At 74.5% G+C, this 12,845-nt stretch carries 10 protein-coding genes and 1 pseudogene; all 11 read right to left on the minus strand.

Annotation, left to right across the window (positions count from 1 at the left end; translation table 11 throughout):
- Positions 1-27 precede the first annotated feature (27 nt).
- Entirely contained in the window at positions 28-414 is a 387-nt protein-coding gene (locus AB0898_RS11620) for a PPOX class F420-dependent oxidoreductase (RefSeq protein WP_366802682.1), read from the minus strand.
- Complete coding sequence (locus tag AB0898_RS11625) at positions 407-1,459, minus strand: LLM class flavin-dependent oxidoreductase (protein ID WP_366802683.1); 1,053 nt, start codon at positions 1,457-1,459, stop codon at positions 407-409. The genes AB0898_RS11620 and AB0898_RS11625 overlap by 8 nt, the downstream gene beginning before the upstream one ends.
- Positions 1,450-3,285, minus strand: coding sequence for a dipeptide ABC transporter ATP-binding protein (locus AB0898_RS11630; protein ID WP_366802684.1), 1,836 nt, complete (start codon positions 3,283-3,285; stop codon positions 1,450-1,452). Before AB0898_RS11630 ends, AB0898_RS11625 begins: the two co-directional genes overlap by 10 nt.
- Positions 3,282-4,193, minus strand: a complete 912-nt coding sequence (locus AB0898_RS11635) for an ABC transporter permease (RefSeq protein WP_366802685.1) — start codon at positions 4,191-4,193, stop codon at positions 3,282-3,284. The genes AB0898_RS11630 and AB0898_RS11635 overlap by 4 nt, the downstream gene beginning before the upstream one ends.
- On the minus strand, positions 4,190-5,149 hold the full coding sequence (locus AB0898_RS11640; protein WP_366802686.1) for an ABC transporter permease: 960 nt from the start codon (positions 5,147-5,149) through the stop codon (positions 4,190-4,192). The genes AB0898_RS11635 and AB0898_RS11640 overlap by 4 nt, the downstream gene beginning before the upstream one ends.
- A gap of 49 nt (positions 5,150-5,198) precedes the next feature.
- Positions 5,199-6,818, minus strand: coding sequence for an ABC transporter substrate-binding protein (locus tag AB0898_RS11645; protein WP_366802687.1), 1,620 nt, complete (start codon positions 6,816-6,818; stop codon positions 5,199-5,201).
- Positions 6,819-6,980: 162 nt separating this feature from the next.
- A complete protein-coding gene (locus AB0898_RS11650) occupies positions 6,981-7,901 on the minus strand; it encodes an LLM class flavin-dependent oxidoreductase (RefSeq protein ID WP_366802688.1) in 921 nt (306 codons plus the stop codon).
- Between the two features lie 118 nt (positions 7,902-8,019).
- Complete coding sequence (locus tag AB0898_RS11655) at positions 8,020-9,042, minus strand: methyltransferase (RefSeq protein ID WP_366802689.1); 1,023 nt, start codon at positions 9,040-9,042, stop codon at positions 8,020-8,022.
- A gap of 168 nt (positions 9,043-9,210) precedes the next feature.
- Positions 9,211-9,711 carry a nuclear transport factor 2 family protein gene (locus AB0898_RS11660; protein ID WP_366802690.1) on the minus strand — a complete coding sequence of 167 codons (501 nt, stop codon included), beginning with the start codon at positions 9,709-9,711 and terminating at the stop codon, positions 9,211-9,213.
- A 48-nt stretch (positions 9,712-9,759) separates the two neighbouring features.
- Positions 9,760-10,590 carry an alpha/beta fold hydrolase gene (locus AB0898_RS11665; protein ID WP_366802691.1) on the minus strand — a complete coding sequence of 277 codons (831 nt, stop codon included), beginning with the start codon at positions 10,588-10,590 and terminating at the stop codon, positions 9,760-9,762.
- Positions 10,591-11,903: 1,313 nt separating this feature from the next.
- Positions 11,904-12,839: pseudogene (locus AB0898_RS11670) on the minus strand (carbohydrate kinase family protein); the annotation flags it as partial.
- Positions 12,840-12,845: the final 6 nt, after the last annotated feature.

Genomic DNA, 12,845 nt, shown 5'->3' on the forward strand with positions numbered 1-12,845 from the left:
CCGCCGGGGGCCGGGGGCGCCCGGCGGTCACTCCTTGCGGTGGACGCGGTCGGGTTTCAGCCGCAGCAGCACCCGTTCGCCCTCGGCCCGCCGCACCCGCTCACTGCCGGTCCACTTGCCGAAGGTGGTGCGAGCCAGGCGCAGCGCGGCCTCGCCCGGTTCGATGTCCACCACCCGGGCCCGGATCTCGATGTACCGGCGGCTGTTCCCGGAGTCGAGCAGGAGGAGGCTGACGCGGGGGTCGGCGAGCACGTTGCGGTACTTCTGCCGCGAGGTGTGGGTGCCGACGAGCAGGTGTTCCGCGTCGGCGTGCGGCCACACGAGGCTCGTCTGCGGTCCGCCGTCCGGCATCAGCGTGGTGAAGACGCCGAGGGTCCGGGCGCGGGCGAGTTCACGGACGTCGTCGTCAAGCACCGCTCGTCACCCTCTCGTCGCGGCCGGGGGCCCGCACCTGCGGCAGTACGTCGGAGGCGACCAGTTCCGTCGCCGCCTGGACGTCGGCGTACGGGAGGCCGCCGACGTCGATGGCGAGCAGATGCAGATCGTGGCCCCACAGCTCCCGCAACCGCCCGAGCCGGTCGACCACTTCGGCGGGGCTGCCGCAGATCGCGGGGCCGTCGGGGCCGATGTAGGTGTCGAAGTCCGGCGGGACGGGCGGTCCCACGGTGCCGGGTTTCCGTACCGTCAGATAGGTCTCGATGTAGGGGGCCCAGCGGGCGCGGGCCGCCTGCGAGGTCTCGGCGACGAACACATGACTGGCGGCGCCCAGCCGTCCCGGCGGGTCCGTCCGCCGCTCCTTCCACAGGGCGCGGTAGGAGTCGAACACCGGGACGAAGACGTCCGGCCGGCGCGCCGTCGTACCGACCACCAGGGGCAGCCCGTGGTCGACGGCCAGCCCGACCGACTCCGAGCCCACTCCCCCGCTGATCCAGAACGGCGGCCGGGACTGCAGGGGGCGCGGCTGCACCAGTACGTCGTCCAGGGGCGGGCGGAACCGGCCCCGCCAGGTGACGCGTTCCTCGGTCCACAGCCGCAGCAGCAGTTCGGTGTTCTCGCGCTTGCGGGCCGCCTTGGACTCGGGTGCCTGGTCGAAGACGGTGTACGGCTCGGGGAAGAAGGAGCCGCCGAGGACCATGTCGAGACGGCCGCCGGACAGCAGGTCCAGCAGCGCGTAGTCCTCGGCGACGAGGACCGGGTCCCGGTTGGCGACCAGGGTGGTGCCGGTGGCCAGCCGGATGGTGGAGGTGTGTTCGGCGATCGCGGCCAGGACCAGCGCCGGGGAGGGGATCACGTCCCGCTCCCCGAAGTGGTGCTCTCCGAGGGTGTACCAGGAGAAGCCGAGCCGTTCCGCCTCGGCCGCCGCCCTGACGACGTCCCGCAGCCGTTCCCGCTGGGTGAGGATCGTCCCGGTGACCGGGTCGGGCAGCAGGCTGCCGAAGGTGATGAGGCCTAGCTCCATGAGGTGTCCTCCGCGTTCGGGGCGTCCGGGGCGTGCCGTCCGGGTACGGCGCTCAGCAGCTCGCGGGTGTAGGGGTGCCGGGGCGCGCGCAGGACCCGGTCGGTGCCGCCCTCCTCGACGATCCGCCCTGCGCGCAGGACGGCGACGCGGTCGCTGACCTGTCCGACGACGGCCAGGTCGTGCGAGATGAACAGATAGGCCATCCGGTGGCGTTCCTGGAGTCCGGTCAGGAGTTCCAGGATCCGGGCCTGCACGGTGACGTCGAGCGCCGAGACCGGTTCGTCGCAGACCAGCAGTTTCGGGCCGAGGGCGAGGGCGCGGGCGATGGCCACCCGCTGGCGCTGCCCGCCGGAGAGCTCGGCGGCCTTGCGCCGCAGCGCGTCCGCCGGCAGCGCGACGTCGTCCAGCAGCCGCCGTACGGTCGCGGCGCGCCGCGCGCGGTCGCCGACACGGTGGTTGCGCAGGGGCTCGGTGAGCAGTTCCTCGACGGTGAAACGGGGGTTGAGGGAGGCGTACGGGTTCTGGTGCACGAGCTGGATGTCGCGGTGCAGTCGGCGCCGGGCCGCGCCGCGTACCGCCGTGACATCGACGCCGTCCAGCTCCACGGTGCCGGCCTCGGGCCGTTCCAGGCCGAGCACCAGGCGGGCGGTGGTGGACTTCCCGGAGCCGGACTCGCCGACCAGACCGAGGGTGCGGCCCGGCGGGATGTCGAACCCGACCCCGTCGACGGCGAGGTGCCGGCGCCGGGGACCGGGGCCGCGCAGCGGGAAGGAGAGCGTGAGACCGCGCACGCGCAGCAGTACGCCGGGGTCCGGGGCATCGGCGGGCGGACCGGACGCGGGAGTGGGGGCGGGTACGGGTGTTGCCGAGGCCGGTGGCACCGTGACCGGTGACGCCGTGACCGGTGACGCCGTGACAGATACGGCCGTGGCCGGTGGTGCCGTCCGGACGGCCGGACGGGCAGCCGAGCCGGCGGCCGGGCGCGTACGGGGGACGAGGCGGGGCACGTCGGCGAGCAGCCGGCGCGTGTACGGGTGCCGTGGATCGGCGAGCACCTCGCGGGTCGGCCCGGCCTCCACGACCCGCGCCCGGGACATCACCACGACGTGCTGCGCGCGGTCGGCGACCACGCCCAGGTCGTGGGTGATCAGCAGTACGGCGGTACCGGTGCCGGCGGCGAGCGACTCCAGGTGGTCCAGGATCTGCCGCTGCACCGTGCCGTCCAGCGCGGAGGTGGGCTCGTCCGCGACGAGCAGCCGGGGCCGGGCCGCGGTCGCCATCGCGATGAGCACGCGCTGGCGCATACCGCCGGACAGTTCGTGCGGGTACTGCCGGGCCCGCCGGGCGGGGTCGGGCAGTCCCGCCCCGGCGAGCAGGTCCACGGCCCGTTCGGCGGCGCCCCGCCCGGTGGCCAGGTGGTGGACGCGCAGCACCTCGACGACCTGCCGGCCGACCGGCTTCACCGGGTCCAGCGCCACGCCGGGGTCCTGGGGTACGAAGCCGATGCGCCGGCCCCGTACGTCCCGCCACGCCCGCTCGCTCAGCCCGGTCAGTTCCTCGCCTTCGAGGCGGACGGAGCCGTGCTCCACCCGGCCGCCCGGGGGCAGCAGCCCGATCACGGCGTGCGCGGTGGTGCTCTTGCCGGAGCCGGACTCGCCGACGACGGCCGTGATCCGGCCCGGGGCGGCGTCAAGTCCGAGGCCGTCGACGGCGGTTCGGGTTCCGGCGGCCGTACGGTAGCCGACCCGCAGGTCCGTGATGCGCAGCACCGGGGTGTCCTGCGGGACCGTCTCGGGAGGGGTCGTCCCGGCCGGTGCGGAGGTCATGGCCGTTCTCCTCGGGTCTCCAGCATCCTCGACAGCCGGTTGGCGGAGAGGACGACGGCGGTCACGATCAGGCTGGGCAGGGTCGTCAGCCACCACGCCGTGGCGAGGTAGTTGCGGCCGTCGGCGACCAGGGCGCCCCACTCGGGGGCGGGCGGCGGCTCCCCGTAGCCGAGGAAGCTGAGACTGGCGATGGCCAGCACGACCAGCCCGAAGTCCAGGGCGGCCAGGGCGAGTACGGGGCCGACGGCGGCGGGCAGGATGTAGCGGAACAGGACGCGCCACCAGCGGGAGCCCAGCAGGATCGTGGCCTCGACGTAGACGGCCGTACGCACCCGCAGCACCTCGGCCCGCATCACCCGGGCGAACCCGGCGACGCTCGTGACACCGACGGCGACGGCCACCTGGACGGTGCCGAAACCGATGGCGGCGACGATGGTCAGCGAGAGCAGGACCGGGGGCACCGAGAGCATCACCTCGACCAGCCGCATGATCACCGCGTCCGCCCACCGGCCGAAGAACCCGGCGGCCAGCCCCAGCAGGGTGCCGACGACCAGGGCCACGGCGATGGCGACGACGGTCGCCCGCAGGGACAGGGACGCGCCGTGCACCACCCGGGCGTACACGTCCCGGCCGAGCTGGTCGGTGCCGAAGAGGTGCGCGCCGCCGGGCGGACGGAACCGCTCGGCCGGTATCCCGGCCGTGGGGCTCCGGTGGGTGAACCACTCGGGCGCGACCGCCCACCCCAGCACCAGCAGGAGCACCAGCACGGACAGGACCGCGCCGGGCGAACGCGGCACGCGCCGGACCGCGCCGTCCCACGCGGCACGCAGCCGGGGGCCGGCCACGGTGTCATCGGCCTCGGGGGCATACGCCGTGCCGGCCGTGGTGCCGGTGCCGTGGCCGGTCATGACGTCACCAGCCGGCCGGTCGCCCGGATCCGCGGGTCCAGTACGGGATAGAGCAGGTCGACGCCGAGGTTCACCACGGCGAAGACGAACGACGCCAGGACGACCACGCCCTGGACGACGGGCAGGTCCTGGGTGGAGACGGCGGCCTGGGTGATCCGGCCCATGCCGGGGCGGGAGAAGACGGTCTCCACCACGACCGCGCCGCCGATGAGATAGCCGACCAGCAGGCCGACGACCGTCACCGCCGGGATGGCCGCGTTGCGCAGCCCGTGCCCGAGGAGGAGCCGGGCGCGGCCGGCGCCGGTGGCCCGGACCGTGTCGGCGTACGGCTCCCGCAGGACGGTGTGCAGGCTCTTGCCGAGCACCTGCGCGACCAGCGCCGCTCCGGGGATGGCGAGGGTGAGGGCGGGCAGGACGAGTCCGGCCGCTCCGGTGCCGCCCAGGGACGGGAAGAGGTGCCACCGGACCGACAGCAGCTGGATCAGGACGAGGCCCACCGCGAACGACGGCAGCGAGACGGCGAACGACGGCAGGGAGCGCAGCAGTTGCCGCAGTGCCCGGGAGCCCGCGAGATGGGCGGAGACCGCCAGCGCGGTCCCGGCGGCCAGCGCGAGCACCAGGGCGGTGCCGCCCAGGGCCAGCGTCGGCGGCAGCGCGTCGGCGATCATGCGGGTGACGGGCTGTCCCGTCTGCAGCGACGCGCCGAGGTCACCGTGGAGGGCGTCGGCGAGCGCATGGCCGTACTGCGTCGACAGCGGCTGGTCCAGGCCCAGTTCGGCCTTGGCCCGGGCGATGTCCGCCGGGCTGAGGGTGTCGAACCCGCCGCGCCCGCTCAGCATGAGCGCGACGGGGTCACCGGGGAGCAGCCGCAGGGCGGCGAAGGCGAGGGTGAACGCCGCCCAGACGACGAACACCGCGCGCAGCACCCGTCCCGCCAGGTACCGCACGGCGGTCATGACGCACCGCCCGGCCCGCCGGCGGACTCGCGGAAAGCTCGCACCGGCCTCACCCGAGCCACGCGTCGTGGAGGTTCAGCCGGGTCGACGCGTCCAGCGTCAGGCCGTGCACCCGGTCGGACACGCCGTGCACCAGGGAGCCCTCGTACAGCGGGACGGTGTCCGCGTGGTCGAGGATCCAGTCGGTGGCCTTGGTGACGGCCTCGCGGCGGGTCTTGTCGTCGGTCGCGGACGCCTCCTGCTCCAGATAGGTGTCGAGTGCGCTCGCCGGCAGGTGCCAGAGGTTGGAGCCCTTGGAGTAGAAGATGTTGCGCAGCACGTCCGGGTCGGCGCGGGTCACGGCGACCGCGGTGATGTCGAAGCGCCCCTTCTGCTGCTGCTCGACGTAGGCGGCGGGCTGGACGGCCTTGAGCTTGACGTCCACGCCCAGCTTGCGCAGCTGCTGCTGGACGTACTCGTCCACCGGCGGCAGCGGCGCGGGAATCAGCCAGGTCAGGGTGAGCGGCTTGCCGTTCCTGACCCGGATGCCGTCCTTGCCCTTCTTCCAGCCCGCCTCGTCCAGCAGCCGGGCGGCGCCCTCCGGGTCGTGGCGCAGCTTGTCGCTGTCGTCGGTGTAGTAGGGCGTGGTGGAGGCCAGGACGCTGGTGGCCGGCTTGTACGAGGAGTTGAAGACGGTGTCGACCAGCTGCTTGCGGTCGATGCCCACGAGGAGCGCCTTGCGGACCTTCTCGTCGGCGAGGGCGCCGACGTGGTTCAGGGAGAGCGGGGGCACCAGTCCGGGGGCGGGCTTGGCGAGCAGGTGGAAGCCGTTGCCCTTGAACTGCTCCTGGTCGGTGGGCTGTACGCTCTTGGCGACCTGCACCTGGCCGGAACTGAGAGCGCTGGTACGGGCGCCCGCCTCGGCGACGAAGGTGAACTTCACCCGGTCGAGGCGGCCCGCGCCCCGGTTCTTGTCGAGCGAGGACGGCCAGGCGTAGCCCTTGCGCCGTTTCAGGACCACTTCCTGGTTGGCCGTGTAGTGGTCCAGCACGTACGAACCGGAGCCGGCGAACTCGCCCCGGCAGCGCTCGGCGTTGGACTTCTCGAAGGTGGCCGGTGACAGGATGCCCAGGCCGACGCCCGAACTGGCTTGCAGGAACTGTGCGTTGGGGGCGTCGAAGCGGATGGTGAAGGTGTGGGCGTCCTTGACGGTGGTGCCCCGGTAACCGCGGATGTAGGCGGGGGCGCCGTTGGCGGGCTGCTTGATCAGGTTGTCGAAGGTCAGCTTCACCGCGTGGGAGTCGACGGGCCTGCCGTCGCTGAAGGTGACGCCGTCGCGCAGGACGAAGGTGAAGTCGCGGCCGTCGGCGCTCCGCTTCCAGGACTTGGCGAGCCACGGCACGATCTTGCCCGTCTTCGGGTCCTGGTCGGTGAGGCTGTCGACCACGGAGCGGGTGATGTCCACGGCGGCCAGCTGCCCGGTCTGCTGCGGGTCGAGGCAGGCGGGGTCGGCCTCGGCGCCGACCACCAGCGTGCCGCCCTCGCGTGGCGTGCCCGCCGCGCCCCCGGCCGGGGCACCGGAGCCGTCACCGGAACACGCGGTGGCGGTGAGCGCCAGCGCGAGCAGCGCGAGTGCCGGGCGCAGGGGCGCCCGGTGGAGGTGGCTGGGACCGGTTCGGCGTATGGACATCCAAGGCCCTTTCTGGGACGTACTGATGTGCCTATGTGCTGGTGTGCGCGGCGCACATGTGCGCGCCACTCATGTGCGCGGCGCCCATGTGCGCGCCATTCATGTACGCGGCGCCCATATGCGCGGCGCCCATGTGCCGACGTGCTGATGTGGGCGGTGCCGCTACCTCTGTTCCTTGGCCACGGCCTCGCGTACGGCCGGGACGATCTCCCCCGTCCAGCGCTCCAGGTCCTTCGCGCGGGACGGGTCGCCTGCCGCGAAGAACACGAACCCGGAAGCGCCGTGCTCCAGCACCGCTTCGGTGAGTTCGTCGGTCCACTGCCGGACCGAGCCGCCCGTCCACCGTCCGGTCTCGTCGCGTGGCGCGTGGACGGGCCGGTCGGTGACGCGGGCCGGCAGGTTGAAGACCGTGGCGATGTCCGCCGGGTCCCGGCCGGCGGCGACGGCGGCCTCCTCGACGATCCGTCGCGAGGCGCGGTAGCGGGGGCTCTGCCAGTCGGCCGCGTGGCCGGGTATCCAGCCGTCGGCCAGGCGGCCGGTGACGGCCAGCGACTTGGGGCCGACCGACCCCGTCCACACCGGCGGAGCCGGCACCGGGGCCGGGTCGAGCGCCTCCACCCGGGTGAACTCGCCCTCGAAGGTGACCGGTCGGCCGCCGCCGGACAGCGACCGGACCAGGCCGATGGCCTCCTCGAGCGCGCGGACGGCGGCGGCCGGTTCCAGCCGGGGCACACCGAACCTGACGATGTCGTCCCAGTAGCCGCCGGCCCCGATGCCGAGGACGACACGGCCTCGCGAGAGCGCGGAGAGGGTGCCGAGCGTGCGGGCCAGCAGCGGTACCGGGCGGGTGGGCAGGTTGGTGACGGTGACGACACCGGTGATGGCGCGGGTGCGGCCCAGGAGGAGTCCCAGGGTGGCGTACGCCTCCAGCCGGCTGCCGTAGTAGGGGTGGTCGGACAGCGCGAAGAAGTCGAGCCCCGCGCGGTCGGCGTGCTCCACTCCGCGGACGATCTCGTCGGCCTCGGCGAGAGCCGACCCCGGGCCGTAGCCGAACCACAGCTTGCGTGCGAGCCGTTCTGGCATGACTGACGCGTACCTCTTTCACGGGATTCCGTAGGGCTGGTCATGTGCGGCGAGAGTGCGTGCCAGGCGTCGCGAGGCAGACGGGAATGTGACGACAGGGCCTAGGGGGTGTCTCCCCCTAGGCCGGCGCGGCCTCCACCACGCTGCAGTGGCCGCCGGGGACGATCCGTGTCAGCCGCAGGCCGGACTTCTCCAGCAGTACCTCGAACTCCCCGGCGGTGCGCTGTTTTCCGCCGGCGACGAGGAGCATGTCGAGGTCCATCAGGGAGACGGTGGGGGTCGGGCGGGGGCGTTCCGGCAGGACGGCCTCGACCAGCAGCACCCGTCCGTCGTCGCCGAGCGCGGTACGGCAGTTACGCAGGATGCGCCGGGAGAGTTCGTCGTCCCAGTCGTGGATGATGTTGGACAGGACGTAGGCGTCGCCGCCGGCGGGCACGGTGTCGAAGAAGTCGCCGCCCACCAGCCGTACCCGGTCGCGCACTCCGGCGGCCCGCAGGGTCTCCTCCGCCTGGGACACCACCTCGGGCCGGTCGTAGAGGGTTCCGCTCACTCCCGGGTTGGCGTCGAGCACGGCGGACAGCAGCGCGCCGCGGCCGCCGCCGACGTCGACCACGGTGGAGAAGGCGCCGAAGTCGTAGGCCGCCACGACGGGGGCGATGATCCCCCGGGACGCCTCGGTCATGGCCTTGTCGAACACGGTGAGGACGTCGGGGTGTTCGCCGAGGTAGTCCCAGACGGACGTGCCGTGCACGTCGGGGAAGGCGGTACGGCCGGTGCGCACGGCGTCGGCGAGACCGGTCCAGGCGTGGCGTTCGGCGGGCAGCCCGGTCCAGACGGCGAAGTTGCGCAGCGAACCGGGGGCGTCCTCGCGCAGCGCGTGTCCCAGTTCGGTCAGGGCGAAGGCGCGGTCGTCGAGTTCTTCGAGGAGACCGGCGTCGGCGGCGGTCCGCAGCAGCCGGTGGAGGCTGGGCGCGTGGGTGCCGGTGGCGGCGGCCAGGTCCTGGACGGAGCGCGGGCCGTCGGCCAGCGCGTCGGCGACGCCCAGTTCGGCGACCGCGCTGACGGCCTGGGCGAGCCAGCCGCCGGCGAGCAGGTGCAGGATGCGGGCGGGTGCGGGGAGCCGGGAGGTGTCTGAGGGCATGACGAACTTCCTCCTGAGTACCGGATGAACGGACCGGACGCACCGACTGGGCCCACCTGAAGCCTCTTCGCTGCGGGTGGCCTGTTCAAGGCGGTCCTGTGTCAGGTTTTGGTGAACTCGCGTCAGGTTTTCGCAGGTTGGCCGGCGACGAGCCGCGGGGCCGGGCGGTCAGTGGCCGCCCTCGGTCAGGGGTCCGCTGCCCGCGTGCCAGACGAGGTCGAAAACGAAGCGGCGCAGCCGCCAGCCGTCCGGTGTGCGTACGGCCTCCGCCTCGTAGTGGCCGCCGATGTCGAAGTGCACGCCGGGTTCGGCGGCGTGTGCGACGTGGACCGCCGTGAGGTGGGCCCGGATCCGGGCGTGGTCGCCGTCGACGTCGACGGAGTGGTTGGTGCCCTGGTGGTGGGTGCGCTCGAAGGTCGTGCGGGCCAGTTTCTGGAACTCGGCGAGTCCGGCGGTCCCCCGGTACTCCCCCATCGGGAAGACCAGGTGGGCGTCCTGGGTGAACACCGAGTCCAGCCAGTCGTCGCGGTCGCGGTCGTGGTCCAGGTGGGCGAGGTAGCGGTCGGCCAGGGCGGTCAGTTCGGCGCGGTCGGTGAGCAGCCGCACCTGGGCGCGCAGCGTCTGCAGTTCCTCGGACAGTTCCTTGGCCGGGGCGGGGGTGGTGGACATGGCGTTCCCTTCGGACGGGGGCGGGTGTCTGCGGGCGGTACGGCGGGGTCAGCGGGGTGCGGAACGGGTCACGCAGTCCTCCAGGAAGGCCAGGGCGCGCAGATGGTAGGAGCGGGCGGCCCAGCCCAGGCTGATGTTGTGGCCCGCGGCCGGCTGCCGTTCCACCAGGACCCGTGGGGCCCCGGTGAAGTGGGCCGCCAGGTCGGCCAGGTCTTCCGGGCCGTGCTGCCAGAGGCGCTCGTGCTCGGCGAAGGTCAGCCGGACCGGGACCCGGACCCGGGGCGCGATCCGGGCGAAGTACCGCGGCCAGTGCGGGAGTTCGTCCGCCTCCTGGGTGGGTGTCGGCGCTGTCAGGGCCGCGCACGCCCGGAACGTGCCCGGTGGGTAGAGGTTGAGCGGTCCCCAGTACCGGGTCCGGCCTCGGGGGACGCGCGGTCCGGTGAGCGGTACGGCGGGGCGGTGACCGCATCCGGACACGTCCAGGCCCAGCACCGGAAGTCCGTCGGCGGCGGCCCGCAGGACGAGTTTCCCGCCGAAGGAGTGGCCGAGCAGGAGCAGGCCCGCGCCGGCCGGGTGCCGGGCCGTGAAGTCGTCGAGGGCGGCGCGCAGCAGTACGGACTGCGCGGCCAGCGGCAGCCCGGCGGGCAGCTCGGCCGCCGACCGGCCGTAGCCGGGGCGGTCGACGGCGAGCACGGAGCAGCCGAGCCGGGCGCCGAGGGTCAGCAGGGACACGTCGGGGTGGGCCTGCCCGTCGAAGTAGCCCGCGCGCAGCCCACCGCCGTGGACCGCGACGACGGTCGCCCGTGGCGCCCCGCGCGCGGGTTCGCTCAGCAGGGCGGACAGCACGGTGCCGGCCGCGTCCAGTTCGACACGGCGCACACCCCTGGACACCGGGGCCGGTACCGGCCCCCGACCGGCCGCAACGGCCACCGCACTCACGCCACTCCCCCACCGGACACCCACGGAGCCGACAGACCCCCGACCGGCCGGACGGACCACGGCGGTACGGATACACCGGCGGGGCGGGGGTCGGTCGTGCGGAGGCTGGCCGGGCGGGGGCCGGCCGGATGGGAATCGGCCGCCCGGAGGTTGGTCGCACGAGGGTCGGCCGGACGGGAATCGGCCGGGCAGCAGCCGGTGGTGCGAGCGTCGGCCGCCCGGAGGTCGACCGGGCGGGGGTCGGCCGCACGGGGGCGGGACGGGCGGAGGTCGGCCGGGCGGGCTTCTACCGGACGGGAATCGACCGGGCAGCAGCCGGTCGTGCGAGCGTCGGCCGCCCGGAGGTCGACCGGGCGGCGGCCAGCCGGGCGGGGATCGTCCGGGCGGAGGTCGACCGCACGGGGGCGGGACGGGCGGAGGTCGGCCGGACGGGCTTCCGCCGGACGGGAATCGACCGGGCAGCAGCCGGTCGTGCGAGCGTCGGCCGCCCGGAGGTCGACCGGGCGGGGGCCAGCCGGGCGGGGATCGTCCGTGCGGAGGTCGGCCGCACGGGGGCGGGACGGGCGGAGGTCGGCCGGGCGGCCTTCTGCCGGACGGGAATCGGCCGGGCAGCAGCCGGTGGTGCGAGCGTCGGCCGCCCGGAGGTCGACCGGGCGGGGGCCAGCCGGGCGGGGATCGTCCGCACGGAGGTCGGCCGCACGGGGGACAGCCGGGCGGGCGTCGGCCGCACGGGAATCGGCCACACCGCTCCCCTCGCCCCCGGTCGCGGCGAGCCGGCCGATGCCGTCGCCGCTGCCCGGGCCGGCGGCGCCGATGTTCCCGGCCCAGGGCACCAGGCCACCGGGCAGGGCCGGGAGGGCGGGAACGTGGACGGGCCCGTCGGCCGGTGAGGGGTGTCCCGGGCCGGCCGGGCGCGCCGGACCGGAGGTCTCGCCGCGCACGGCACGTGAGCCGCCGTCGGCACGCCGGACCTCGTCCCGGACGGGACGCGTACCCCGTCCGCCGCGCGAACCCCCGTCCTCGCGCCTGCCCCCGCCGTCGCGGGCGCCCTCACCATCGCGCCTGCCCCCACCGTCGCCGGCACCCTCGCGGACGCCCCCGCCCTCGCGGGAACTCCCACCGTCGCGGGAACCCCCACCATTACGGGAACCCCCACCGTCGCGGACGCCCCCACCATTACGGGAACCCCCGCCATCGCGGGCACCCCCGCCCTCCCGCAACACCCCGCCCCGGACGGCAGGCTCACCCCCGCCCAGGCGGGCGAGCCAGGGGGTGATCTCCCGGGCCGCCGCCATTCCGTAGGCGTGCCGCAGGCGGCGGCCGAGGTCCTCGGGGTCGAGCACGTACTGCTGGGGGCCGACGGTCTCCAGTACGAGGGTGGCGAGCGCGCAGCCGAGCCGGGCCGCGCCGAGCGGCGGGCGTCCCCACGCGGTGGCGGCGAGGAAGCCGGCCCGGAAGCCGTCGCCGACGCCGGTGGGTTCGGCCGCGGCCTCGGTGGGGACCGCAGGGACGTGCAGCGGGGGGTGTCCGGCGCGGGTGAGGTCGACGCCGTCGGCGCCGCGCGTCACGATCCAGGTGCCGGTGTGCTCCAGCACCTGCGCGTGCGTCCAGCCCGTGCGTTCCTGGAGCAGCCCCGCCTCGTACTCGTTGGTGAACAGCAGCCGCGATCCGGTGACCAGGGCCCGGGTACGGGTACGGTCCAGCCGGGCCAGTTGCTGCGAGGGGTCGGCGGCGAAGGGGATGCCCTGCCGGCGGCATGCCTCGGTGTGCAGGGCCATGGCGCGGGGGTCGTCCGGTCCGACGAGGGCCATGCCGAAGGGACCGTGGCGGGCGGTGACGTCGGCGATCCGGATATGCCGCGCCTCGGCCATCGCCCCGGCGTAGAAGGTGGCGATCTGGTTCTGCTCGGTGTCCGTGGTGCACACGAAGCGCGCGGTGTGCAGGGTGTCGCTGACGCGTACGGACCCGGTCTCCACCCCCTCGTCCCGCAGCCGCTCGCCGTACGGTCCGAAGTCGGGCCCGGCGGCCGCGGCGAGCACCGGCGAGAGCCCCAGCCGGGCGAGTCCGAGCGCGATGTTGGCGGCGACTCCGCCGGGGCGGACCTCCAGTGTGTCCGCGAGGAAGGACAGCGAGACGCGGTCCAGCCGGTCGGCGACGAGCTGGTCGGCGAAGCGTCCCGGGTGGGCCATGAGGTG

Source organism: Streptomyces sp. NPDC005435 (assembly GCF_040703155.1).
Taxonomy (GTDB): Bacteria; Actinomycetota; Actinomycetes; order Streptomycetales; family Streptomycetaceae; genus Streptomyces.